General features: G+C 67.6%; 21 protein-coding genes. 11 read left to right on the top strand and 10 right to left on the bottom strand.

Going from position 1 to position 23,064, the window contains the following annotated elements; genetic code table 11:
* Nucleotides 1-113: 113 nt before the first annotated feature.
* Complete coding sequence (locus DIE23_RS05405; RefSeq protein ID WP_124611162.1) at nucleotides 114-1,022, bottom strand: LysR substrate-binding domain-containing protein; 909 nt, start codon at nucleotides 1,020-1,022, stop codon at nucleotides 114-116.
* Between the two features lie 108 nt (nucleotides 1,023-1,130).
* Here DIE23_RS05405 and DIE23_RS05400 point away from each other — a divergent pair, with 108 nt between their 5' ends.
* Nucleotides 1,131-2,213 carry a tartrate dehydrogenase gene (locus DIE23_RS05400; protein WP_124611161.1) on the top strand — a complete coding sequence of 361 codons (1,083 nt, stop codon included), beginning with the start codon at nucleotides 1,131-1,133 and terminating at the stop codon, nucleotides 2,211-2,213.
* Between the two features lie 193 nt (nucleotides 2,214-2,406).
* Complete coding sequence (locus DIE23_RS05395; RefSeq protein WP_124611160.1) at nucleotides 2,407-3,717, top strand: MFS transporter; 1,311 nt, start codon at nucleotides 2,407-2,409, stop codon at nucleotides 3,715-3,717.
* On the opposite strand, the gene DIE23_RS05390 is transcribed toward DIE23_RS05395, so the two are convergent.
* The 4 genes from DIE23_RS05390 to DIE23_RS05375 all read right to left on the bottom strand — a co-directional run bounded on the left by DIE23_RS05390 (nucleotide 3,711) and on the right by DIE23_RS05375 (nucleotide 8,818).
* Nucleotides 3,711-4,196 carry a shikimate kinase gene (locus DIE23_RS05390; protein ID WP_124611159.1) on the bottom strand — a complete coding sequence of 162 codons (486 nt, stop codon included), beginning with the start codon at nucleotides 4,194-4,196 and terminating at the stop codon, nucleotides 3,711-3,713. The genes DIE23_RS05395 and DIE23_RS05390 overlap by 7 nt on opposite strands.
* 204 nt (nucleotides 4,197-4,400) lie before the next feature.
* Complete coding sequence (gene argG, locus DIE23_RS05385) at nucleotides 4,401-5,738, bottom strand: argininosuccinate synthase (RefSeq protein WP_124611158.1); 1,338 nt, start codon at nucleotides 5,736-5,738, stop codon at nucleotides 4,401-4,403.
* A gap of 329 nt (nucleotides 5,739-6,067) precedes the next feature.
* Nucleotides 6,068-7,135, bottom strand: coding sequence for an FUSC family protein (locus DIE23_RS05380; protein WP_124611157.1), 1,068 nt, complete (start codon nucleotides 7,133-7,135; stop codon nucleotides 6,068-6,070).
* A gap of 150 nt (nucleotides 7,136-7,285) precedes the next feature.
* On the bottom strand, nucleotides 7,286-8,818 hold the full coding sequence (locus DIE23_RS05375; RefSeq protein WP_124611156.1) for a diguanylate cyclase: 1,533 nt from the start codon (nucleotides 8,816-8,818) through the stop codon (nucleotides 7,286-7,288).
* Nucleotides 8,819-9,404: 586 nt separating this feature from the next.
* Between DIE23_RS05375 and DIE23_RS05370 the strand changes: the two genes are divergently transcribed.
* From DIE23_RS05370 to DIE23_RS05355, 4 genes are all read left to right on the top strand, one after another.
* The gene (locus DIE23_RS05370) at nucleotides 9,405-10,940 is read left to right on the top strand and encodes an amino acid permease (RefSeq protein WP_124611155.1); all 1,536 of its coding nucleotides are present in this window, start codon (nucleotides 9,405-9,407) and stop codon (nucleotides 10,938-10,940) included.
* A 263-nt stretch (nucleotides 10,941-11,203) separates the two neighbouring features.
* Complete coding sequence (locus DIE23_RS05365; protein ID WP_006761486.1) at nucleotides 11,204-11,449, top strand: DUF3717 domain-containing protein; 246 nt, start codon at nucleotides 11,204-11,206, stop codon at nucleotides 11,447-11,449.
* Nucleotides 11,450-11,715: 266 nt separating this feature from the next.
* Nucleotides 11,716-12,633 (top strand): LysR family transcriptional regulator, encoded by a 918-nt coding sequence (locus DIE23_RS05360; RefSeq protein WP_124611154.1) that lies wholly within the window; start codon nucleotides 11,716-11,718, stop codon nucleotides 12,631-12,633.
* A gap of 111 nt (nucleotides 12,634-12,744) precedes the next feature.
* Nucleotides 12,745-13,587, top strand: a complete 843-nt coding sequence (locus DIE23_RS05355) for an alpha/beta fold hydrolase (protein WP_124611153.1) — start codon at nucleotides 12,745-12,747, stop codon at nucleotides 13,585-13,587.
* Between the two features lie 57 nt (nucleotides 13,588-13,644).
* On the opposite strand, the gene DIE23_RS05350 is transcribed toward DIE23_RS05355, so the two are convergent.
* The 3 genes from DIE23_RS05350 to DIE23_RS05340 all read right to left on the bottom strand — a co-directional run bounded on the left by DIE23_RS05350 (nucleotide 13,645) and on the right by DIE23_RS05340 (nucleotide 16,458).
* Nucleotides 13,645-13,998: a hypothetical protein gene (locus DIE23_RS05350; protein ID WP_124611152.1), complete on the bottom strand. Its 354-nt coding sequence runs from the start codon at nucleotides 13,996-13,998 to the stop codon at nucleotides 13,645-13,647.
* Nucleotides 13,999-14,177: 179 nt separating this feature from the next.
* Nucleotides 14,178-15,821, bottom strand: a complete 1,644-nt coding sequence (locus tag DIE23_RS05345; protein WP_124611151.1) for an intermembrane transport protein PqiB — start codon at nucleotides 15,819-15,821, stop codon at nucleotides 14,178-14,180.
* The gene (locus DIE23_RS05340; RefSeq protein WP_124611150.1) at nucleotides 15,796-16,458 is read right to left on the bottom strand and encodes a DUF3313 domain-containing protein; all 663 of its coding nucleotides are present in this window, start codon (nucleotides 16,456-16,458) and stop codon (nucleotides 15,796-15,798) included. Before DIE23_RS05340 ends, DIE23_RS05345 begins: the two co-directional genes overlap by 26 nt.
* 368 nt (nucleotides 16,459-16,826) lie before the next feature.
* On the opposite strand from DIE23_RS05340, the gene DIE23_RS05335 reads away from it, so the two are divergent.
* Nucleotides 16,827-17,441: a TetR family transcriptional regulator gene (locus tag DIE23_RS05335; protein ID WP_124611149.1), complete on the top strand. Its 615-nt coding sequence runs from the start codon at nucleotides 16,827-16,829 to the stop codon at nucleotides 17,439-17,441.
* A gap of 105 nt (nucleotides 17,442-17,546) precedes the next feature.
* Here the strand turns inward: DIE23_RS05335 and DIE23_RS05330 are convergent, their stop codons facing one another.
* The gene (locus DIE23_RS05330) at nucleotides 17,547-18,167 is read right to left on the bottom strand and encodes a TetR/AcrR family transcriptional regulator (protein ID WP_124611148.1); all 621 of its coding nucleotides are present in this window, start codon (nucleotides 18,165-18,167) and stop codon (nucleotides 17,547-17,549) included.
* Nucleotides 18,168-18,261: 94 nt separating this feature from the next.
* Here DIE23_RS05330 and DIE23_RS05325 point away from each other — a divergent pair, with 94 nt between their 5' ends.
* A complete protein-coding gene (locus DIE23_RS05325) occupies nucleotides 18,262-19,503 on the top strand; it encodes a glycosyltransferase (RefSeq protein WP_124611147.1) in 1,242 nt (413 codons plus the stop codon).
* Between the two features lie 11 nt (nucleotides 19,504-19,514).
* Here DIE23_RS05325 and hutC read toward each other — a convergent pair whose 3' ends face one another.
* On the bottom strand, nucleotides 19,515-20,210 hold the full coding sequence (gene hutC, locus DIE23_RS05320) for a histidine utilization repressor (protein ID WP_124611146.1): 696 nt from the start codon (nucleotides 20,208-20,210) through the stop codon (nucleotides 19,515-19,517).
* Nucleotides 20,211-20,703: 493 nt separating this feature from the next.
* Between hutC and DIE23_RS05315 the strand changes: the two genes are divergently transcribed.
* From DIE23_RS05315 to DIE23_RS05305, 3 genes are all read left to right on the top strand, one after another.
* The gene (locus DIE23_RS05315) at nucleotides 20,704-21,477 is read left to right on the top strand and encodes an ABC transporter substrate-binding protein (RefSeq protein WP_124611145.1); all 774 of its coding nucleotides are present in this window, start codon (nucleotides 20,704-20,706) and stop codon (nucleotides 21,475-21,477) included.
* A gap of 175 nt (nucleotides 21,478-21,652) precedes the next feature.
* Nucleotides 21,653-22,342: an ABC transporter permease gene (locus DIE23_RS05310; protein WP_124611144.1), complete on the top strand. Its 690-nt coding sequence runs from the start codon at nucleotides 21,653-21,655 to the stop codon at nucleotides 22,340-22,342.
* Nucleotides 22,339-23,052 carry an ABC transporter permease gene (locus DIE23_RS05305; RefSeq protein WP_124611143.1) on the top strand — a complete coding sequence of 238 codons (714 nt, stop codon included), beginning with the start codon at nucleotides 22,339-22,341 and terminating at the stop codon, nucleotides 23,050-23,052. Before DIE23_RS05310 ends, DIE23_RS05305 begins: the two co-directional genes overlap by 4 nt.
* Nucleotides 23,053-23,064: the final 12 nt, after the last annotated feature.

Below are 23,064 nucleotides of genomic sequence, written 5' to 3'. Positions count from 1 at the left end.
AAGGTTGGTGCGGCGGCGGGGATGACGAGACGGTGCAAATACTCTGACAATTGATTGAACCATTCGCCAGAATACTCGCGTTTCGGTAACGATGCCGTTCCCGCCACGCCACGTCACCCGCCCAGTTCCCCCGCCAGAAAATCCACGAACGCCCGTATCCGCGCGGACATCTGATGCCGCTGCGCATACACCGCGTAGATATCTGCGCTCGGCGTCTCATAGTCGGGCAGCACGACGACCAGTCGCCCGTCGGCCAGATAGTCGCGGATATCCCACTCGGCACGCATCAGGATCCCGTGCCCGTCGAGCGCCCACTTCACCGCGATCTCGCCGTCGTTCGTCGTCAGGTTGCCGTTGATCCGCACGGCTTCCGTGTTGCGTGCCGCGCCGCGTCCGCTCGTCAGCCGCCAGATCCCGTAGCCTTCGTCGCCCTGCCGGATGCCGATGCAGTTGTGCCGCGTCAGCTCGTGCGGCGTGCCCGGCGTCCCGTGCCGTGCGAGATACGCGGGCGCCGCGCACAGAAGCCGCCGGTTCGGTGCGAGCCGCCGCGCGACGACGCGCGTATCGGGCGGCTCGCCGAAGCGGATGCACACGTCGAACGCGTCGTCGGTGAGCGGCGGCGGCATCACCGACAGTTGCAGTTGCACCGACACCTCCGGAAAGCGCGCGACGAAGCGCGAGATCGCCGGGCCGACGTGGCTGCGCCCGAAGCCGAGCGTCGCGTTCACGCGCAGCAGGCCCTTCGGCCGCTGCTTCGCGCTGCCGAGCAGTTCGCCCAGCTCGTCCATCTGATCGAGGATCCGGCGCGCGTAGTCGAGGTACACGTCGCCTTCAGGCGTCAGCATCATGCGCCGCGTCGTGCGGTTGACGAGCGTCACGCCCGCGCGGTGCTCCATCTGCGTGAGCCGCTTGCTGACGGCCGCCGCGGTCAGCCCGAGTTCGCGCGCGGCCGCGCTCAGGCTGCCCGACGCGGCCAGCGTCGAGAAGAAGCCGAGATCGGACGGCTGGACGGTATCCGCCATGACGGGATTCGTGAATTGAAGTTAAAGATGCTTTGATTCTAGCACCGGTTCCCGCACTTCAAGTTGGGTAAAGTGCCTTCACGCTTACGATCAATCGAGGATGTCAGCATGAAGACCTACCGTATCGCGACCATTCCCGGCGACGGCATCGGCAAGGAAGTGGTGCCGGCCGGCAAGCAGGTGCTGGAAGCGCTGGCCCGCGGCAGCGACCGCTTTGCGTTCGAGTTCGAGGATTTCGACTGGGGCGCCGATTACTATCGCCGGCACGGCGCGATGATGCCGGCCGACGGTCTCGACGCGCTGCGCGGCAAGGACGCGATCCTGTTCGGCTCGGCGGGCGACCCCGACGTGCCCGACCACGTGACGCTGTGGGGCCTGCGCCTGAAGATCTGCCAGGGCTTTGACCAGTATGCGAACGTGCGCCCGACGCGCATCCTGCCCGGCATCGACGCGCCGCTGAAGCGCTGCGGGCCGGACGACCTGAACTGGGTGATCGTGCGCGAGAACTCGGAGGGCGAATACGCGGGCGTCGGCGGCCGCGTGCACCAGGGGCATCCGATCGAGGCGGCGACCGACGTGTCGATCCTCACGCGCGCCGGCGTCGAACGCATCATGCGCTTCGCGTTCCGGCTCGCGCAGTCGCGTCCGCGCAAGCTGCTGACCGTCATCACGAAGAGCAACGCGCAGCGTCACGCGATGGTGATGTGGGACGAGATCGCGAAGCAGGTCGCGCAGGAATTTCCCGACGTCACGTGGGACAAGGAACTCGTCGACGCCGCGACCGCGCGCATGGTGAACCGCCCGGCGTCGCTCGACACGATCGTCGCGACCAACCTGCACGCGGACATCCTCAGCGATCTCGCCGCCGCGCTGGCCGGCAGCCTCGGCATCGCGCCGACCGGCAACATCGATCCCGAGCGCCGCTATCCGTCGATGTTCGAGCCGATCCACGGCTCCGCATTCGACATCATGGGCAAGGGCCTCGCGAATCCGGTCGGCACGTTCTGGTCGGTCGTGATGCTGCTCGAGCATCTCGGCGAGACGGAAGCGGCCACGCGCGTGATGCAGGCGATCGAGGCCGTCACGGCCGACCCGTCGCTGCATACGCGTGACCTCGGCGGCAACGCGACGACCGCGCAGGTGACGGCCGCCGTCTGCGAGCGCGTCGCGCACGCGGCGGTCGCGGCCTGACGGCAACGACGACGGTGACGGCCGCGCGCATGCACAGCCGTTCGTCGTTGATTCACCGCCCCCGAATTTTCTGCCCGCGACTCGCGCATTCGACGCGAGCCGGGCGCCGGCGCACACGCTTCGTCGTGTCGCCGGCCAGCACCCACCGGGCACGCGCGGACAGCGTGCGGCTCGACCTCGAAGGAGGAGACACATGCAAGCGGATCTGGAAACCCGCGTCGCGCGGAAACTGATGTGGCGCATCATTCCGTTCGTGATGCTGCTTTACTTCGTCAGCTTTCTCGATCGCGTCAACGTCGGCTTCGCGGCGATGACGATGAACAAGGCGATCGGCCTGTCGCCGACCGCGTTCGGACTCGGCGGCGGCCTGTTCTTCATCGGCTACTTTCTGTTCGAAGTGCCGAGCAACCTGATTCTTCACCGCGTCGGCGCACGCATCTGGATCGCGCGCGTGATGGTCACGTGGGGCATCGTGTCGGCGGTGTCCGCGTTCGCTGCCGGGCCGACGAGCTTCTACGTGCTGCGCTTCCTGCTCGGCATGGCGGAAGCCGGCTTCTTCCCCGGCATCATCCTGTACCTGAGCCTGTGGTTTCCCGCGAAGCAGCGCGCGGTGGCCGCCGCGTGGTTCATGGCGGCCGCGCCGATTTCGACCGCGATCGGCTCGCCGCTGTCGGGCGCGATCATGCAGATGCCGCCGATGTTCGGGCTCGCCGACTGGCAGATGCTGTATATCGTCGAGGCGCTGCCCGCGGTCGCGCTCGGCTTCGTCGTGCTGAAGTGCCTGACCGATGCGCCGTCGAAGGCGGCGTGGCTGCAGCCGGACGAGCGCGACTGGCTGATCGCGAAGCTGAAGTCCGAGGCTGACGCCCGGCACACGCACGCCGGACACACGGCCGGCGCGTGGCAGGCGCTGCGTGACCCGCGCGTGCTGGCGCTCGCGCTGATCTACTTCGGCACGTCGGCGGGGCTCTATACGCTCGGCCTGTGGGCGCCGCTGATGGTCAAGCAGTTCGGCTTCACTGCGTTGCAGACGGGCCTGCTGACCGGCATCCCGAGCATTGCCGCAGTCGTCGCGATGATCGGATGGGCGCGGCATTCGGATCGCACCGGCGAGCGCACGTGGCACGTCGTGATTCCGTGCGTGCTGGCCTGCATCGGCTTCGTGTTCGCGGGGCAGGCGAGCACCGCGCTCCTGACCGTGCTCGCGCTGGTCGTCGTCAACATCGGGATCAGCGCCGCGAAGGCGCCGCTGTGGGCGATGCCGAGCGCGTTCCTGTCAGGCGCCGGCGCGGCCGCGGGGATCGCGATGATCAACTCGATCGGCAACCTCGGCGGGTTCGTCGGGCCGTTCGCGATCGGCTGGCTCAAGCATGTGACGGGCGGGTATGCGGCCGGGCTGTACGTGGTGGCGGGTACGCTCGCGGTGTCGGCGGTCGTCACGCTGATGCTGAGCCGCAAGGGGGCGCGCGAGCAGGTCGTGTCGGGTGTGCAGCAGCATCATTGAAGGCGGGGCGCGATCTCCCGCGCGCACGCATCGGCCGACGCCTTCGACGTATCGATCACGCAATCGCTGAACACGCGCGCCGCATATCCCTCCCGGTACATCTCGGCGATACGTTTCCGCTCCCAGTCCGTCAGCGCGCGCGTGCCGCGATCCGACGCCGCGACCGCTTCGGGCGGCGCGAGCGTGACGACGAAGAGGCGCGCATCGCGTGCGTCGCAGGCCGCGCGCAGTCGTTCGAATTCCGCGTCGCCGATCGGATAGGCGATCACCAGATGACGCTCGCGCGCGTTCGCGATCTGCGTGACGAGGCGCTCCAGCGCGATCGCCCACTGCACGTCGAACGGGACGTCGTCGGGCGCGTCGTGATCGTCGCCGTCGATGAAGCGCGCGTCGGGCAGCACGCGTGCGAGTGCTCGACCGATCGTCGTCTTGCCGCTGTTGATCGGGCCGTTCACGTGAATGACGGTGAGGGGAGTCATGAGCCGGGTCGAGAATCGAACGACCGGCAGCTTGCCATGATTGCCGCAGCGTTGCAGCGCCGTTTGCGCGTGACGCGGGGAGGGGGAGAGCAGGAAGGGAGAAGCGGAGGGGAGAAGCAGCAGGCCGCGCATGCAACGACGCACACACGGCCTGCCCGGCCGGACCGCGTATCGGCTACGCGCTCCGGCTTCGAACGAAACAGCTTACTGCTCGCTATCGCCCTTGATCTGCGGCAGCGCCGACGATTCACCCGGCGTCAGCAGGCCGACTTGCGAATACACGCGCAGCTTGTCGCGCGTATCGGTGATGTCGAGGTTGCGCATCGTCAGCTGACCGATCCGGTCGCGCGGCGAGAACGTCGACGCCACCTTCTCCATCGACAGGCGTTCCGGCTGGTACGTGAGGTTCGGCGACTTCGTGCTCAGGATCGAGTAGTCGTTGCCGCGGCGCAGTTCGATCTTCACTTCGCCGGTGATCGCGCGTGCGACCCAGCGCTGGGCCGTTTCGCGCAGCATGATCGCCTGCGGGTCGAACCAGCGGCCCTGGTACAGCAGGCGGCCGAGACGGCGGCCGTTCTCGCGGTACTGCTCGATCGTGTCTTCGTTGTGGATGCCGGTGACGAGACGCTCGTACGCGATGTACAGCAGCGCGAGGCCCGGGGCTTCATAGATGCCGCGGCTCTTCGCCTCGATGATGCGGTTCTCGATCTGGTCGCTCATGCCGAGGCCGTGGCGGCCGCCGATGCGGTTCGCCTCGAGCAGCAGCTCGACCGGATCCTTGAACTCGACGCCGTTCAGCGCGACCGGCTGGCCGGCTTCGAAGCGCACCGTCACTTCCTCGGCGGCGATCTTCACGTCGTCGCGCCAGAACGCGACGCCCATGATCGGGTTCACGATCTTGATGCCGCTTTCGAGGCTTTCCAGGTCCTTCGCCTCGTGCGTCGCGCCGAGCAGGTTCGAGTCGGTCGAATACGCCTTCTCGGCCGACATCTTGTATGCGAAGCCAGCCTGGTTCATGAATTCGGACATTTCGGCACGGCCGCCGAGTTCGTCGATGAACGTCTGGTCGAGCCACGGCTTGTAGATCTTCAGATCCGGGTTCACGAGCAGGCCGTAGCGGTAGAAACGCTCGATGTCGTTGCCCTTGTACGTGCTGCCGTCGCCCCAGATGTTGACGCCGTCTTCCTTCATCGCGGCGACGAGCATCGTGCCCGTCACGGCGCGGCCGATCGGCGTCGTGTTGAAGTACGTGACGCCGGCGGTCGTGATGTGGAACGCGCCGCTTTGCAGCGCGGCGATGCCTTCGGCGACGAGCTGCGCGCGGCAGTCGATCAGGCGGGCGCCGGCTGCGCCGTATTCGATCGCGCGTTTCGGGATCGCGTCGTAATCGTCTTCGTCGGGCTGGCCGAGGTTCGCCGTGTATGCGTACGGGACGGCGCCCTTCAGTTTCATCCAGTGCAGCGCGGCGCTGGTGTCCAGGCCGCCGGAGAAGGCGATACCGACCTTCTGGCCGGTCGGGAGGCTTTCGAGAATCGTGCTCATAGGAATTACCGTGGATTGAAGCCGGTGGGATCGTATTTCGCGGAATATGCGAGTATCGGCTGTCCGGGAAGTTGGGGCAAGACCTGATTTTCGCGCCAATACGTCTTCGGGCCTGTCGCGGCGGGCCTGGCGGGCGGTTAACCGGCCGGAGAATCCGCCGCGGACCGGCCCCGGACGGCGGTCGAAACCGGCGGGAACGCGCCGGCGCGCAGGCCCGGTTGACGGGGCCGGATCGGTCGGGCGACGCGGCCGCCGCCACCGGGCTGCCGGCTCACCGTCATGAAAGGAATGTGAAAGACGACCCGGTATCGCCCGGAATCCGTCGACCTTCAGATATTCCACGCCTGCGCGGTATCGAGCAGTTTCTCGCGTAACTGATCCACTTCGCCGGCCAGCTTGGCCGTGATCGACACGTAGCCCGACAACTGCGGCGGCACGTCGTGCGGCGGCTCGACCGGCCGGCGGCGTGCCGCGAGCCGGCTCGGCGTGCCGAACTTGAGCGCGCGGCTCGCGCCGGCGAGCGTGTCGCGGATGCGCCGGTTCACGGCCTTCATGTCGACCCGCATGTACTCGCGGGCGGCCAGGTCGTCGCGCGCCGGCACCGTGCTCGACAGGATCTCCAGGTAGCCGATGCACAGGCGCAGGCCGCGCTGGATCGCCTCGAGCTGCGTGACCGGGATGTCGCATTCCTTCGACACCGACGGCATCAGCGAACGCAGCTGCACCAGCAGCGCGCTCAGCGCGGCCATTTCCTTCAGGTGCGCGTCGTCGCTCACGTGGCGGTCGCCCGCGAGCCGCGCATGCACGGCCGCGCACGCGCGCAGCGCGTCGGCGAGCTTGTAGCGCCACGAGTAGGTCGCGTACAGCGGCAGCGCGAACGAGAACGCCAGCGCGATCGCGATGCCGGTCAGCACGTTCACCGCGCGCCACAGGCCGTCGACGATCTCGTTGTCGCCGTGCCCGGCGACGATCACCATCGTGATCGCCGACAGCAGCGCGATGTAGCCGGCCTTGCCGATCGCATGATAGGCGCAGAACCCGCACGCGATTGCCATCAGCAGGTAGATCGCGAGCGGCGCGTGCAGGACGGAGTAGAGCAGGATCAGCCCGAGCCCCGCGAGCGCGCCGATCGACGTGCCGAGCGCGCGCTCGGCCGCCTTCTTGCGGATGTTGCCGTGGTGCTGCAGCCCGCCGACGACGATCAGCACGGTGATCGTCGACCATTCGCCGTGCGGCACGCGCAGGCCCGTGGACAAGCCGATCGACACGAGGATCGCGAGCGCGACGCGCGCCGCATGGATCAGCTTCGCGTGCCGGTAGCGGCGGTACGGATCGAGCAGGGGACGGAGCGCGTGGCGCAGGAGCGGCGGCAGTCGGGCAGGGAGCTGGGCGGTCATGACGGAACGGGAGTGGCCGGCGGGGTGGCCGGGATACGCGCGGGCGGTCCGCGCGGGCCGGCGCCGCGCCGCACGCGCAGCTGACGTAACGCTAGCCGAACGCGCGCGGGCTGTCCACGGCGAGGCGGCGTGGCCTCGCCGGCCACTGGGTCACGCGTCTAGCGCGCTCGCCTCGGCGTTCGACACGCGATTGCGGCCGCCGGACTTCGCACGGTACAGCGCCTCGTCGGCCTGCCGCAGCAGCGTCGCGGCGTTGACGCGCCCGCCGGCGGCGGTCGCGGCGCCGATGCTCGCGGTCACGTGCCCGTACGGGCTGCGGCCGTGTGCGATGTCGAGCCCGGCGATCGCGCGGCGGATCCCTTCGGCGACGGTCGCCGCGCCCCGCGCATCGGTGTCGGGCAGCGTGACGACGAATTCCTCGCCGCCGTAGCGCGCGACGTGGTCGCTGTCGCGGCGCAGGCAGCGCGACGCGGATTGCGCGACGCGGCGCAGCACGTCGTCGCCGGCAAGGTGGCCGTAGTAGTCGTTGAACGCCTTGAAATGATCGACGTCGACGAACAGCACCGACAGCGGGCGGCCGCTGCGCGACGCGCGCTGCGCTTCCTTCGCGAGCACCGTGTCGAACGTGCCGCGGTTGTCGAGGCCCGTCAGCGAATCGGTGTGCGCGAGCCGGTACAGCTTCGACTCGGCGACCTGCCGGCGCTTGAGTTCGCGCGACAGCGCGAGCGAGCCCCACGTGATGAACGCGGTGAACAGGCCCATCAGCACGGCGGTCCAGATCGTGCGATGGCGCCACGACGCGTAGATGTCGATCTCGGCGGGCGCGACGTCGACGACCAGCGGCAGATTCGCGAGATGCTTGTAAACATAGATGCGCCGCACGCCGTCGATCGCGCCGACGCCCGTCAACGCGCCCTCGCTGCTGCGCTGCGCCTCGATGAAGAGCGGGGCGTCGTGAAGGTCGAGGCCGACGACGCGCGCATCGTACGGCAGGCGCGATACGAGCGCGCCGTTGTCCTCGACGATCGCCGCGCTGCCGTGCTTGCCGACCGCGAGACCGTCGAGCAGCGCGCGGAAGTAGTCGATGTTGAGCGTGCCGACGACGATTCCGCCGAAGCGGCCGTCGGCCAGCGTGATCCGGCGGCTGAGCGCGATCGTCAGGGCGCCGCCGCGCAGCCGGGACGCATAGGGCCGGCTGATATAGAGGCCCTGCGCGAGCCGGTCGCGATGCACGGCGAAATAGTCGCGGTCGGCGAAATTGCCTTGTCGCGGCGGCGATTCGGCCGAATCGATCACGATATTGCCGTGCGGATCCATCACGAAAATGGCGCCGAGATACGTGCCGGTCGCGGCGCGGTCGAACAGCAGCCGGTGACGCTGGCGCGGCGGCAATGTCATCAGTTCCGGATCGGCGAGACCGTCGACGACGTTTTGCAGCGACAGATCATACAGTTCGATATTGCGGGAAATATCGCGCTCGATCAGCAGCATCAGGTTGCGCGCATTTTCGACCGCATGGTCATACGCGTCGTGGCGTGCCTCGATCAAAAGCGACGTCGAGAGCCCCCAGCTGAACAGCAGCAGCACGATGCCGGCGACGAGTACGCCGCGGGGCGACAGTATGCGTGCCACGGCCGACGCGGTATGACGGCGCAGCGTAGCGAGCAGCGGTTGTGGATTCATCCTCGGGGCGGCGGGGGCGGGGATATTCACGTCGTCGACGGCTCCGACGCGCTGATTATTTCGAATTAATCCGCATTATCTCGCGAATTCCCGAATTTGGCCGCGAGATGCAAACATGCATGCGTATACGGCGATTCGGAACGATTACGCCGCGTTACCGTATATGTTCGATTTGACTTGAGTCAATTATGGCGGCGGTTTTTGTCTGATTATTACCGCATATGGCGGTCGATCTGTTGTTTTAAAACGGCATTGCCGGAACGATCGCGTATTGGCTATCCGGGGATCGCGGAATAACCGCTCTGTGTGCATGGCTTTTTGGCGCGGTGCACGGCTGCGCCGGCATGTCGTCGCCCCATGCCGCATCCAACTCGTTGATTCTGCGGGGGGCCGCCCGTATTGGCACGAGCGTTCGGACCCGAGCTGTCCCCGCGACGAATCGGGTAGAATCCGCGCTTCGCCGCAGGCGCCCGGCGCGCAACGCGTATCGGGGCCGCATCGAATGCATCGCAGCAGGCGGCGCGCCGCGCCCCGATCCCGCATGCGCCGGCTCCGGATGCCGGCCCGCTCAACGTTCGTCTCGTTTATGTCCGCAATTCCGAATTCCGACCAACCCGGTTCGTCCGCGAACCCACCCAAGCTTCATCGCGCGCTGAAGGCGCGCCATCTGACGATGATCGCCATCGGCGGCTCGATCGGCACGGGCCTGTTCGTCGCGTCCGGCGCGTCGATCTCGCAGGCCGGCCCCGGCGGCGCGATGGTCGCGTACATGTTGATCGGCCTGATGGTCTACTTCCTGATGACGAGCCTCGGCGAAATGGCCGCATTCATGCCGGTGTCGGGCTCGTTCGCGACCTACGGCGCGAAATACGTCGACGAAGGCTTCGGCTTCGCGCTCGGCTGGAACTACTGGTACAACTGGGCCGTGACGATCGCGGTCGAACTCGTCGCCGCGCAGCTCGTGATGCACTACTGGTTCCCGGACGTGCCGGGCGTCTGGTGGAGTGCCGCGTTCCTCGGCGTGATGTTCCTGCTCAACGCGCTGACCGTGCGCGGCTTCGGCGAGGCCGAATACTGGTTCGCGCTGATCAAGGTCGTCACGGTGGTCGCGTTCATCGGCGTCGGCCTGCTGATGATCTTCGGCATTCTGAAGGGCGCGCCGGGCAACGGCTGGGGCAACCTGACGATCGGCGACGCGCCGTTCGCGGGTGGCCTGCCGGCGCTGATGGGCGTCGCGATGATCGCGGGATTCTCGTTCCAGGGCACCGAGCTGATCGGCGTCGCGGCCGGCGAATCGGAGCATCCGCGCACGACGATCCCGCGCGCGGTGCGTCAGGTGTTCTGGCGCATCCTGCTGTTCTACGTGCTGGCGATCTTCGTGATCGGCGTGCTGATTCCCTATACCGACCCGAACCTGCTGAAGAGCGATGTGACCGACATCGGCGTGAGCCCGTTCACGCTCGTGTTCCGCCACGCGGGCCTCGCGTTCGCGGCCGGCGTGATGAACGCGGTGATCCTGACCGCCGTGCTGTCGGCCGGCAACTCGGGCATGTACGCGTCGACGCGGATGCTTTACAACCTCGCGACGGAAGGCCGCGCGCCGAAGCTGTTCGCGAAGCTGTCGCCGGGCGGCGTGCCGCGCAATGCGCTGTACGCGACGACCGCCGTCGGCGCGCTGTGCTTCTTCACGTCGCTGTACGGCGACAAGACGGTGTACCTGTGGCTGCTGAACACGTCCGGCATGACCGGCTTCATCGCGTGGCTCGGCATCGCGATCAGCCACTACCGGTTCCGCAAGGGCTACGTGAAGCAGGGCTACACGCTCGACCAGTTGCCGTACCAGTCGAAGTGGTTCCCGTTCGGCCCGATGTTCGCGTTCGTGCTGTGTCTCATGATCGCGCTCGGCCAGGACTATCAGGCGTTCCTCGCGAACCGGATCGACTGGGCGGGCGTGGCCGCGACCTACGTCGGCATTCCGCTGTTCCTCGTCGTGTGGCTCGGCTACCGGTTCCTGAACAAGAGCCGCCTCGTGCGCTACGAGGACATGGAGATCGCGCCGTGGATGGCCGCGAACCGCGGCGCGCAGGCGTTGCGCGTGGAGAACCGCGAAACCGCGAGCTGATGCCGGTGCGGCGTGCCGCCGCGCGACTGCGCAACGAAACGGGAAGCCGCGCGCTTTCCGTTTTTTTTGTCCGCTTTCCCCTGCACGGGGTCAAAGCCGGTTATATTGCCCGACCCTACCGGGCCACGGCCCGGCCGGCGCGACGAGCGCGGCGCGGATCGGGCATCCGGCGCGTGCTTCTCGCGGCGGCCGGCGGCGCCCGGCGTTTCCATCGTTCCGCCGAGGCCGGCCCGGCCCGCGGAGCGCGCAATCCAGAGGAATCCATGAGCGCATCACCCGCCGAGCGGAAGGCCGGACCCGTTTCCATCGTGCGAATCGAAGCCGCGATCAATGCGTGGCGCGAAGTGTATCCGCCGGCGCCGGACGGCGAGGACGGCTACGCGCTCGACGCCGGCAGCAACTGCCTGGCCGAGCTGTACGGCGCGATGATCTGCTATCGGCTACCGGACGTGCCGCTCGACTCGCTGAGCGACGCGCAGCGCGATGCGCTGTACGCGACCGAGGCATGACGTGCGGTCGGGACGCTGCCGCGACGCGGCGTCGATGAAGCAACGGGAAGCCTGGCGGCTTCCCGTTTTGCTTTGCGCGGTGCCGGAAGCGAAGGCGGGCGCGACGCTGCTCGCGCCGGTATCGGCGCGGGCTGAGGTATCGTCATGGCATCGGGAGCAGGCGATCACGGGGCGACCAGCGTGGGCGACCAGCGTGGACGACCGGCGCGGGATGTGTCCGTGCGGGGCCGAATGAACGTCCGTTGCCTGTCCGGGAGGGTTCGAACATGGAGTTGAGACACCTCCGCTACTTCGTCGCGGTTGCCGAGGAGCGGAATTTCACGCGTGCGGCCGAGCGCCTGCACATCGCGCAGCCGCCGCTCAGCCGGCAGATCCAGCAGCTCGAGGAGGCGCTCGGCGTGCCGCTGTTCGAGCGCAACGCGCGGCCGCTGAAGCTGACCGACGCGGGGCGGTTCTTCTATTCGCACGCGGTGCAGCTGCTCGCGCAGACGACCGAGCTCGAATCGATGACGAAGCGGGTCGGCAAGATCGAGCGCAGCATGTCGGTCGGGTTCGTCGGCTCGACGCTGTACGGGATGCTGCCGAAGATCATCCGGCGCTTTCGCAGCGAGTATCCGGCCGTCGAGCTGAGCCTGCACGAGATGTCGACGATGGACCAGATCAAGGCGCTGAAGGAAGGGCGCATCGACGTCGGGTTCGGGCGCATCCGTCACGAGGATCCGAGCGTGCGGCGCGTCGTGCTGCGCGAGGAGCGGATGATCGTCGCGCTGCCGGTCGGTCATGTGCTCGACGGCGCGAAGCCCGTGCTGTCGCTGCACGATCTCGTGAACGAGACGCTGATCATCTTCCCGAAGGCGCCGCGGCCGAGCTATGCGGACCAGGTGCTCGCGGCATTCCACGATCGCGCGCTGCAGCCGCGGCGCATCTACGAGACGCGCGAACTGCAGATCGCGCTCGGGCTCGTCGCGATGGGCGAGGGCGTGTCGGTCGTGCCGCACAGCGTGTACGGCCTGAAGCGCGACGACATCAGCTACAAGCCGCTCGACGATCCGAACCTCGTGTCGCCGATCATCATGAGCATGCGGATGCTCGACGAATCGGAGGACATCCGCGCGATGCAGGCGCTGATCTACCGGCTGTACGACGAGTCGCAGATGGAGTATCTGCCGCCGCAGCCCGAATGAGCGTGCGGGCGGTGGGGGCTGGCTTGACGCCGCGCGCGTCGCCGGGCCACCATCGTCGGCATTCGATGCGGCACGCCCGCGTGCGGCCGCCTTCATGCAGACGATACACACATGACTGAAATCGTGACCGAGGAGACCTGGGTCGAGACGCCGCAAGGGCGTCTCTTCGCGAAGCGCTGGCGCGGCGTGCCCGCGCGGGCAACGGCCGCGCCTGAGCCGGCCGCATCTGAGCCGGCCGCGCCTATGCAGGCCGCACCGATCGTGCTGCTGCACGATTCGCTCGGCTGCGTCGACCTATGGCGCGACTTCCCCGCGCGGCTCGCGCGCGCCACCCGGCGCGACGTGATCGCATACGACCGGCTTGGCTTCGGCCGGTCTGATCGCCATCCGGGACAACTCGGCACGACGTTCGTGCGCGACGAGGCCGATCATGGCTTCCACGCGCTGCTCGAATGGTTCGGGACCGATGCGTTCGTGGCGTTCGGGCACAGCGTCGGCGGCGGCATGGCGGTCGGATGCGCGGCGGCGTATCCCGCGCGGTGCCGCGCGCTGGTGACGGTCGCCGCGCAGGCGTTCGTCGAGGATCGCACGCTCGACGGCATTCGCGATGCGGGGCAGCAGTTCGACGCGCCCGGCCAACTCGACCGGCTCGTGCGCTATCACGGCGACAAGGCCGAATGGGTGCTGCGTGCGTGGGTCGACACGTGGCTGTCGCCGGCGTTTCGCGGCTGGAGTCTCGACGACGAACTGCCGCGCGTGCGCTGTTCGACGCTCGCGATTCACGGCGAGCAGGACGAATACGGGTCGGACGTGCATCCGAAGCGGATCGTCGCGCGCGTCACGGGGCCGTCGTCGTTCCTGCTGCTTGACGGATGCGGACACATGCCGCATCGCGAGCGGACCGACGACGTACTCGCGGCCGTGGCGACGTTCCTGCGCGACGCGCTCGCCTGAACGTTCGAGCGCCGAAGCGCGATGTGACCGGCGGGCCGAACCCGCCGGTGCGCAGGCTCAGAACGACAGCTGGATCGCGAGATCGATCGCGAGCAGCGCAATCGAGCAGCCGATGCCGAGGACCACGTTCGGCAGGCGATGCTCGAAATCGCGATGATCGCGGCGCATCGCGGCGCCGAGCAGGAAGATCGCCTCGACGATGATCTGCAGCCCGACGAACAGCAGCATCAGCAAATACTCGTAACCCATCTGCTTGAACGCGGCGAATTGCATCCCGTGATCGCGGATCCATTGGCCGACGCGCAGCAGTTCGTACACGAACAACAACGCGGGAAACAGGTAGCTGATGAAATACGTCGGCGCGGTGGCGTGCCGTAGTTCGAGGTGGAAGTGCTGATGCGTGGTAGTCATCACGAAGCCCTCCTTGCAACGCATGATTGCGGTCGCGACGGCGGTGCGACGACGTGCGGACTAGGGGATTGCCCGAGGCATCGTGCGGGGCCGTACGACACCAGCATACTGCTGCGCGGAAAATTTGGCATCCCGTCCGTGCATTCGTTGTAAAAATCCCTGCGCATCGCGCGATGCGTTCAGCGGTCCTCGCTCGCGGTGCGCGATGCGTCGGCCGGCCGTGCGTCGCCCGCGGTGCCGGGCAGCAGCCATTCCGGATGGCGCTCCAGATCGCCGGCCAGCGCGCGCAGCGCGCTCGACGTACGCGTGAATTGCGTCAGCGCGCGGTGCACGTTCGATGCGGACGCACCGTCCTGCCCGAGCGTCGCCCGCGCGGCCGTGAACGCCTGTCGCGCGGCAACCAGCCTGTCGCACGCATGCGGCGCGAGTTCGGTATCGAGCTGCGCGAACAGCGCGGCGGTGTGTGCGAGCGCCGCGTTCATGCGCAAGCCCGCGCGATCGAGCGGCAATCGGGAAAGTGCGCCGACGATGTCGGTAATCCGTACCCGCAGCACGTCGAGCGTACCGGGTACGGTCGGCAGCGCGATCGGCAACCGATTCGTGTCGACCGACGCGGGCGGCGCGTTCGGGAACAGGTCGAGCGCGACGTACGAGCGGTTCGCGATCACGTTGCCGACGCGCAGCTGGCCGCGCAGTCCGCGCGCGACGAGCGTGCGCAGCAGCGTCTTGCCGGCCTCGGAGTCGCCGTTGCCGAGCAGGTCGCGATAGCGCTGCCCGAGGCGATCGGGATACAGGGCCATCGTCACGCGCATCGTGACGTTGCCGCGTTGCGGGTCGTATTCGGTGCCGACTGCGGTCACTCGGCCGAGCTCGATGCCGCGAAAATCCACCGGCGCGCCGACGTCGAGGCCGCGCAGCGAGCGGTCGAAACGCATCACGACCGGTGCGGCCGGTGCGTTCGGCGTGCGCATTGCGTCGATTTCGTCGTCGGCTACGCGAAAGCGCGCGCCGTCCGGTGCCGCGACGATCGCCGTGCGTCCGGCCGGTGCCGCGAACGCGAGCCCGCCGGCGAACAGCGCGGCGAGCGACGCTGTGCCGAGCTGCATGCCGTCCGCGTCGAGCCGCAGGCCTACGCCGCCGGCCTGCCACCAGCGCGCGTCGGTGTCGACGTAGCGATCGAACGGCGCGGCGACGAACACCGCGATCGATACGCCGTGTCCATCCGGATCGAGCGCATAGCCGGTCACCTGGCCGACGCGTGCGCGCCGGTGATAGACGGGCGAGCCGATCCCGACGGTGCCGAGCGATGCCGCGCGCAGCGTGTAGCGGCGCCCGCCGCCGTCTTCGTCGCCCGGTGGCGCATCGAGTCCCGCGAACGTCGCGCGCGGTACGCCGGCACCGCCGCCGAGTGCGGCCGCGATATACGCGCCGGACAGTACGGTATCCAGCCCGGAGATTCCGTCGGGACCGACGCGGGGCCGCACGATCCAGAAGCGGGCGCCGGCGCTCGCAAGCGCATGCGCGTCGGCGTTCAGCCGCACGTCGACGCGCACGCCGGCCTGTCCGCGCAATGCGCGAACGCGCGTGACCCGGCCGACTTCGACGTTGCGCAGCCGCAGCGTCGACCGGCCGGCTTCGAGCCCGTCGGCGGTCGCGAACGCGATCGTGATCGTCGGGCCGCGGTTGTCGAGCAGGGCGACGCCCCACGCGACGAAGCACGCCGCGGCTGCAAGCGGGACGAGCCAGATCGTCGCGCGCGGCCAGCGGGCCCAGACGCGTGCGGCACAGGCTCGCGCGTTACTCGAACTGCGCGACGAGTGCATCGGCACCCTTGTCGATGCCGGTCTTCGCCGCGCTCAGCGCGCCGAAACTCGCGCCGACGTTCATCGCGTTCGGATACTGCTTCGTCACGTATGCGTTGATCAGCCGGTTCGTCGCTGCGTCTCGGATCTCCACCGCATAGATGACGGAGCCCGTGAATGCGCCTTCGCGGCCGCGTATCGCCTGCACGCCGTTGTAGAGATTGCCCGCGAGGTCGAAATGCGCGAACGCGCCGGCGAAGGCCGTCGTCGTCACCGCGCCCGTCAGCGTCAGCTTCACGCGCAGCGTGTCGGGGGCCGGCGCGTTCGTCAGCTCGAAGCGCTTGCCGAGCTTCTTGGCGAACGTGTCGCCCATGTAGGCGGCGAGCGTCGCCTTGTCCTGATCGCTCAGGCTTCCGAACTGATTGTCCGTGCCGCGATATACGGCGACCGGATCGAGGATCAGCTTCCGGTAACTATGCCAGTCCGTCGGCAGCGCGTAGCGATACGGGATGCGGCCGGACTTGTCCTGCGGATCGCTGCGCAGGTAAGGGGACGATTCGATGCCCGTATAGCGGGCGGGCTGGACGCCGGCGCATCCGGCGAGTGCGACGCAAAGCGCGACGTGGGTCAGGTGGCGGGAGGCGGTCGATCGGTTCATGCATATCTCCGGGTTCGGGTTAGCGCCGTCGATCGGCGCGAAGGGTGGTGCAGCGGGTTTCTAAAAAAACCGACTAGGCGGTTTGTTATTGGGACGAGGTTGCCCCATGAATTCGGGGCGCGACAGGGCCTTCCGGCGTCGGTCATCGGCCGGACAGCCCCGCCGCAGGCGATGCTCGTGTGCCGATGGCCGGTCCTCGCAGCCATTGCGTTGCCGCCACGGGTGACGCGGGAGCCGATCGTAGCACCGCCGTTTTTGGATGTAAACCGACCAGGCGGTTTGTTTGTGATAGACTCCGCGCACTTCCTGCATGCGGCCGCGCCGGTTCGGCGCCGCCGCATCGTGTCACTTCATACCGGGAAAAGGTCATGGACAACCCGACGCGTTCCGAGCGAACGCGCACTGCCGCGATCCAGGCGGCGCTCGCGATTCTCGAGCGCGATGGCCCGGGCAAGCTCACGTTCGATGCGATCTCGCGCGAAAGCGGCATCAGCAAGGGCGGGCTGATGCATCAGTTCCGCACGAAAGGCGACGTGCTGAACGCGCTGATGGAACATCAGCAGGACTACTACGAACGATTTCAGCGCGACTACCTGGCCGCGCGCGATCCGGGCGAAGCGCAGCCGACGCTGTCCGCGCAGATCGCGACGATGCGCGAGGTGATCGACCAGCAGCCGTCGGCGGCGCTCGCGATCATGGCGGCGCTCGTCGAGGATCCCGAGCCGTTGCAGAAGGTCCGCGACACCGATGCGAAGAATGTGCGGCGCATTGCCGCCGAATCCGACGATCCCGACCTGGCGCTGCTGCGCTGGAAGGCGGCGTGGGGCATCGCGCTGTCGGCGATGTTCGGGCTGTGCCCGCTGTCGGCGGACGAGCGCGCGCGCCTGTTCGACCGGCTGCTCGACGAGACGCAATGGCCGGCCGGCGGCGCGCGGACGCCGAAGCGCCGTGCGCCGGCGGCCAGATCGTCGAGGAAGCCATGAAGCGCACGTTCGTTGCATGCGGCGTGGCGGTCGCCCGCTTCGGTCGCACGCTGCTCGCGGTCGTGCTCGGGCGGCTCTGAGCGCCTGGCGGGCCGCGGCGGCCGCTTACGGCTTCGCTTGCGCGCCTTCGACGAACAGCTTCGCGATCGACTGGAATTCCCGCTTCAGCGACAACCCCGGCACGGTCAGCCAGCGCAGCATCGCCGCCAGATACAGGTGATGGAACCACGCGGCGAGCTGGTCGGCCGCCAGCGCGGGGTTCAGTTCGCCGGTCTGCTGGCCGGCCGCGATCAGCTGCTGCCACACGAGCGCGATGTCGCTGCCGTTCTCCTTCCCGCCTTCCGCTTCCACCGCGCCGATGCTCAGGAACCGATGCCGCAGGTAGGCGAGCAGGTACCCCGGATGCTGCTCGCACCACGCGGCCGATGCATCGAGCACGCACGCGATTCGCGACGCGAAGGTCTTCCGTCGCGCGACGTCGCGCTGCAGATGCGCGAGATCGCGCGCGAGTTCACCTTCGAGCCAGTGCGCGAGCACGGCTTCCTTCGTCGGAAAGTGGTTGTACAGCGTACGCTTTGCGACGTCGGCCCGCGCGGCGATCTGCTCCATCGTCACGGCATCGTAGCCGTGCGCATCGAACAGGCGTGCGCCGGTGGCGGCGAGATGCGCGAGCATCTGGATGCGCTTGCGCGCGCGGCGGCCCGGATCGTCGGTCGTCATCGGCATGGCTCGGTATCGACGGAAAGTGTACGAATTGCATTAGTATACGACGTGCATTTTTATGAATCCACTCGCCTGCATCGCGCACGAGGAGTCACGCATGAAGCTCGTCATCGCCACCTACGGCACCGAAGGCGACACGCGCCCGCTCGCGGCGCTCGGTCGTGCGCTGCTGGATGCCGGCCATGAGGTCCGGTTGCTGGCTGACTCGGCGACGCTCGGCTCGGCCGCCGCGCTCGGCGTGCCGTCCGCGCCGTTGTCCGGCGATATCCGTGCGGCGATCGCGCCGGATGGCGCATTGTCCGACGCGGTGCGCGGGCGCGGCGGCTTCAACGACACGTCGAAGGCGCTCGCGGCGATCGCAAATGCGAACACGGCGGCATGGATGCGCGAAGTCGCCGACGCATCCGCCGGTTGCGATGCGATCCTCGTGTCGGGGCTTGCATCGTTCGTCGGGTTGTCGGTCGCCGAGTATCGCGGCGTGCCGGCGATCGGCACGGGGATGATCCCGATCACGCCGACCGCGGCGTTCGCGTCGCCGTTCCTGCCGCCCGGCAAGGTGCCGCGCTGGCTGAATCGCGCCAGCCACCGGTTCGTGAACGCGCTGCTGTGGCACGCGTTCAGGAACGCGACCAATGCGGCGCGCGCCAGCATGTGCGGGCTGTCGTCGCGCCGGCGCGTGTGGACCGATCATCCGATGCTGTACGGCGTGTCGCCGGCACTGCTGTCCGATCCGGCCGACTGGCCGGCGAACGTGCTGGCGTGGGGACAGTGGCGCGTCGATGCGCCGGCGTGGACGCCGCCGCCCGCGCTGTCGGCATTTCTCGAAGCGGGCGCCCCGCCCGTGTATATCGGTTTCGGCAGCATGGCCGGGTTCGACCGGGCAGCGATGGTCGGTGCGCTGGACCAGGCGCTCGACGGCCGGCGCGCGCTGTTCCATCCGGGCTGGAGCGGCATCGATGCGTCGATGCTGCCGGAGAACGTGTGCGTGATCGGCGAGACGCCGCACGACCGGTTGTTTCCGCATGTCGCGATGGCGATTCACCACGGCGGATCGGGCACCACGCATTCGGCCGCGCGTGCGGGCATTCCGTCGGTCGTCGTGCCGTTCGCGGGCGATCAGTTCTTCTGGGCGAACCGGCTGCAACGGCTCGGTGTCGCCGATGCGCCGGTGGCGGGGCGGCGCGTGGAGGCCGCTGCGCTCGCACGCGCGATCGCGTTCGCGGCACGTGCCGACACGCAAGCGCGTGCCGCCGAACTCGGTGCGCGAATCGCGCGGGAGGATGGATTGCGGCGGGCGGTCGACGCGATCGTGCGCTGGGGGCGCCCCGGCGCGCGCTGACGCGCCGCGCGTCAGAAATGCCCGGTGAACCGGTAGCGGCTGCCCGGGTGCCACAGGTTGGCGACCGCCGCGACCATCCCTTGCGACCACGTGCGCCGATGCAGCAGCAGGCAGGGCTCGCGTTCGTCCATCGTCAGGTGGCGGCGCGTCGGCACATCGGGCATCGCGGCCTCGATCCGGTACTCGACCCGCTGCAGCGGCGCGACGCGCGTCAGGTACTGGTTCGGCGTCGTCGTCGTGAAGTCCTGCAATGCGTATTCAGGCGCGCAGGCCGGGTTGACCCAGCGCTCCTCGAGCTGCACGGGCGTGTCGTTCTCGAAGTGCAGCACGCGCGAATGGAAGATCGGGCTGCCGGTGTCGAGCTGCAGCTCGTCGGCGAGCTTCACGTCGGCGACGGCCGCGCCGACTTCCAGCACCTGCGCACGATACGCATGGCCGCGCGCGGCGACTTCATCCGAGATGCTGCGGATCGCGACCAGCGTCGATTCGTATTTCGGCGACGCGACATACGTGCCGGAGCCGCGCGTGCGCGTGAGCACCTGTTCTGCCGTCAGCTCGCGCAGCGCGCGGTTGACCGTCATCCGCGCGACGTTGAATTCGCGCGCGAGCTCGTTCTCCGACGGCACCTGGTCGCCTTCCGCCCATTCGCCCGCATGAATGCGCGCGAGGATGAAGTCCTTGATTTCCTGATAGATCGGTGTGGTCATTGCATGGCTGTTCAAGAGACGGCTGCCGCGTGCCGTCGCGGTCGGTCTTCGTGCGGTGTCCGGGCGGAGTGTACCGGGTTCGACGACGAACGGGCCGGACTGCGGACCGGTGATTCGGGTTATCCCGGCCTGCATCCGGACTGCGGATCGTGGGCCCGCAACGCAGCACGGACCGCGGCCGCCGTGCCGACGCACGCGGCAAACGAAAAAGTATAGACAAATGCGATCGTGCCTTCGGCGCGGCAGACTCGTTCTGAAAGCTGGATTTTATCTACATGTAATGTGTAGTTAATTGAAATATAAGGGATATTCGCTCATGGAAACAATCAACCGACAATTAGAGATAAACACGGATTGCTGGGAGTGACCTGGAAAAGGCAAAGTTGTATGTACAACTTCGGAGGTCGCCAGACGGGCGGCTTTCGGGTTGGAAGGGTTCGCGGCGGCGACGCCCGACGGGACCCGTGCCCAGTTTGCCTATGACAGGAACGCCATGAAGAAACTCGCGCTCAGTATTGCCCTTGCCTGCATCGCGGTCGGTGCCCACGCCAAGGATTGGTCGACGATCCGGTTCGGTGTCGACGCCAGCTATCCGCCGTTCGAATCGAAGGACGCGAGCGGCAAGGTCGTCGGCTTCGACGTCGATCTCGGCAACGAGATCTGCGCGCGCCTGAAGGCGAAATGCGTGTGGATCGAGAACGACTTCGACGGGATGATCCCGGCGCTGAAGGCGAAGAAGTTCGACGGCGTGCTGTCGTCGATGTCGATGACGCCGGCGCGCGCCGAGCAGATCGCGTTCTCCGACAAGCTGTTCAACACGCCGACGCGCCTCGTCGCGAAGAAGGGCACCGGCCTGCAGCCGACGGCCGAATCGCTGAAGGGCAAGTCGGTCGGCGTCGAGCAGGGCACGATCCAGGAAACCTACGCGAAGACCTACTGGGCGCCGAAGGGCGTGCAGGTCGTGCCTTACCAGAACCAGGACGGCGTGTACCAGGACCTGATGTCCGGCCGCCTCGACGCCGCGCTGCAGGACGCGGTGCAGGCCGACATCGGCTTCCTGAAGGCGCCGCGCGGCGCGAACTTCGAATTCGCCGGCAAGGACATCGACGATCCGAAGACGCTCGGCAACGGCGCCGGCATCGGGCTGCGCAAGGACGACGCCGACCTGAAGGCGAAGATCGACCATGCGATCGCCGACATGATCAAGGACGGCACGTACAAGAAGCTCGAGAAGAAGTACTTCGCATTCGACGTCTACGGCGGCTGACCGTCCATGCGGCGCGCATCGGCTGTGGCGCGCGCCGCGTCTGTTGCCGGGTGCAACCCGCTTCGCGCGATGCGTCCGGCTTGATGAGCAGGTTGCATCAGGTAGTGCGCAGATATCGTTTGATGCACGGTTAATGGCTGTTGACAATCCAGCCACATCGTTCTGGATCCCCTATATGATCTTCCAAGGATTTGGCCCGCTGTTGTGGGCCGGCACGGTCGAGACCGTGAAGCTCGCGGTGCTGTCGCTCGCCGCGTCGCTCGTACTGGGCCTCGCGGGCGCGGCCGCGAAACTGTCGACCCACCGCGTATTCAAGTCGGTCGGCACGTTCTATACGACGCTGATCCGCGCGGTGCCCGATCTCGTGCTGATGCTGCTGCTGTTCTACGGGATCCAGATCCTGCTGAACGACGTGACCGATGTGCTCGGCTGGGACCAGATCGACATCGACCCGTTCGTGGCCGGCGTGATCACGCTCGGCTTCATCTACGGCGCGTACTTCACCGAGACGTTCCGCGGCGCGTTCCTCGCGGTGCCGCGCGGCCAGCTCGAAGCGGGCTTCGCGTACGGGATGAGCGGCTGGCGCGTGTTCCACCGGATCCTGTTCCCGCAGATGATGCGCTTCGCGCTGCCGGGCATCGGCAACAACTGGCAGGTGCTCGTGAAGGCCACCGCGCTGGTGTCGATCATCGGTCTCGCCGATGTCGTGAAGGCATCGCAGGATGCCGGCAAGAGCACGCTCGATTTCTTCTTCTTCACGCTCGCGGCCGGCGCGATCTACCTCGCGATCACGACGGTGTCGAACGTCGTGCTGCACCACCTCGAGAAGCGTTATTCCGTCGGCGTCCGGAGGCTTGCACTGTGATCGAACTCGTCAGCCAGTACTGGCAAAGCTATCTCTATACCGACGGCTACCGCTTCAGCGGCCTCGCGATCACGCTGTGGCTGCTGGTCGTGTCGATCGCGCTCGGCTTCGCGCTGGCCGTGCCGCTCGCGATCGCGCGCGCGTCGTCGAACCGCTGGATCTCCGGCCCGGTATGGCTCTATACATACGTGTTCCGCGGCACGCCCCTCTACGTGCAGCTGCTGATGTGCTACACCGGCATCTACAGCCTGCAGGTCGTGCACAACCACGTGCTGCTCGACGCGTTCTTCCGCAACGCGATGAACTGCACGCTGCTCGCGTTCGTGCTGAACGAATGCGCGTATGCGACCGAGATCTTCGCGGGTTCGATCAAGGCAACCTCGGCCGGCGAGATCGAGGCCGGGATGGCCTACGGGATGTCGCGCTTCAAGCTCTATACGCGCATCATCCTGCCGTCCGCGCTGCGCCGCTCGCTGCCGAGCTACAGCAACGAAGTGATCCTGATGCTGCACGCGACGACGCTCGCGTTCACCGCGACCGTGCCCGACATCCTGAAGGTCACGCGCGACGTCAACTCCGCGACGTACATGTCGTTCCAGGCCTACGGCATCGCCGCCGTGCTGTACGCCATCGTCGTGTTCACGCTCATCTGGGCGTTCCGCAAGCTCGAGACGCGCTGGCTCGCGTACCTCTCGCCGCGCGGCCACTAATTCGCAAGAAAG

The sequence above is a fragment of the Burkholderia sp. Bp9143 genome (genome assembly GCF_003853645.1).
GTDB lineage: Bacteria > Pseudomonadota > Gammaproteobacteria > Burkholderiales > Burkholderiaceae > Burkholderia.
The sequence above is the reverse complement of the archived record's forward strand: the minus strand, read 5'-3'. Positions and strand labels throughout refer to the sequence as shown.

Coding starts and splice junctions, on each gene's coding strand:
- DIE23_RS05365 (WP_006761486.1), top strand. CDS start 11,204: ATGAGCGCATCACCCGCCGAGCGGAAGGCCGGACCCGTTTCCATCGTG.
- DIE23_RS05310 (WP_124611144.1), top strand. CDS start 21,653: ATGATCTTCCAAGGATTTGGCCCGCTGTTGTGGGCCGGCACGGTCGAG.
- DIE23_RS05340 (WP_124611150.1), bottom strand. CDS start 16,458: ATGAACCGATCGACCGCCTCCCGCCACCTGACCCACGTCGCGCTTTGC.
- DIE23_RS05380 (WP_124611157.1), bottom strand. CDS start 7,135: ATGACCGCCCAGCTCCCTGCCCGACTGCCGCCGCTCCTGCGCCACGCG.
- DIE23_RS05400 (WP_124611161.1), top strand. CDS start 1,131: ATGAAGACCTACCGTATCGCGACCATTCCCGGCGACGGCATCGGCAAG.
- DIE23_RS05405 (WP_124611162.1), bottom strand. CDS start 1,022: ATGGCGGATACCGTCCAGCCGTCCGATCTCGGCTTCTTCTCGACGCTG.
- DIE23_RS05375 (WP_124611156.1), bottom strand. CDS start 8,818: ATGAATCCACAACCGCTGCTCGCTACGCTGCGCCGTCATACCGCGTCG.
- DIE23_RS05335 (WP_124611149.1), top strand. CDS start 16,827: ATGGACAACCCGACGCGTTCCGAGCGAACGCGCACTGCCGCGATCCAG.
- DIE23_RS05330 (WP_124611148.1), bottom strand. CDS start 18,167: ATGCCGATGACGACCGACGATCCGGGCCGCCGCGCGCGCAAGCGCATC.
- DIE23_RS05315 (WP_124611145.1), top strand. CDS start 20,704: ATGAAGAAACTCGCGCTCAGTATTGCCCTTGCCTGCATCGCGGTCGGT.
- DIE23_RS05325 (WP_124611147.1), top strand. CDS start 18,262: ATGAAGCTCGTCATCGCCACCTACGGCACCGAAGGCGACACGCGCCCG.
- DIE23_RS05395 (WP_124611160.1), top strand. CDS start 2,407: ATGCAAGCGGATCTGGAAACCCGCGTCGCGCGGAAACTGATGTGGCGC.
- DIE23_RS05390 (WP_124611159.1), bottom strand. CDS start 4,196: ATGACTCCCCTCACCGTCATTCACGTGAACGGCCCGATCAACAGCGGC.
- DIE23_RS05350 (WP_124611152.1), bottom strand. CDS start 13,998: ATGACTACCACGCATCAGCACTTCCACCTCGAACTACGGCACGCCACC.
- DIE23_RS05355 (WP_124611153.1), top strand. CDS start 12,745: ATGACTGAAATCGTGACCGAGGAGACCTGGGTCGAGACGCCGCAAGGG.
- hutC (WP_124611146.1), bottom strand. CDS start 20,210: ATGACCACACCGATCTATCAGGAAATCAAGGACTTCATCCTCGCGCGC.
- DIE23_RS05345 (WP_124611151.1), bottom strand. CDS start 15,821: ATGCACTCGTCGCGCAGTTCGAGTAACGCGCGAGCCTGTGCCGCACGC.
- argG (WP_124611158.1), bottom strand. CDS start 5,738: ATGAGCACGATTCTCGAAAGCCTCCCGACCGGCCAGAAGGTCGGTATC.
- DIE23_RS05370 (WP_124611155.1), top strand. CDS start 9,405: ATGTCCGCAATTCCGAATTCCGACCAACCCGGTTCGTCCGCGAACCCA.
- DIE23_RS05360 (WP_124611154.1), top strand. CDS start 11,716: ATGGAGTTGAGACACCTCCGCTACTTCGTCGCGGTTGCCGAGGAGCGG.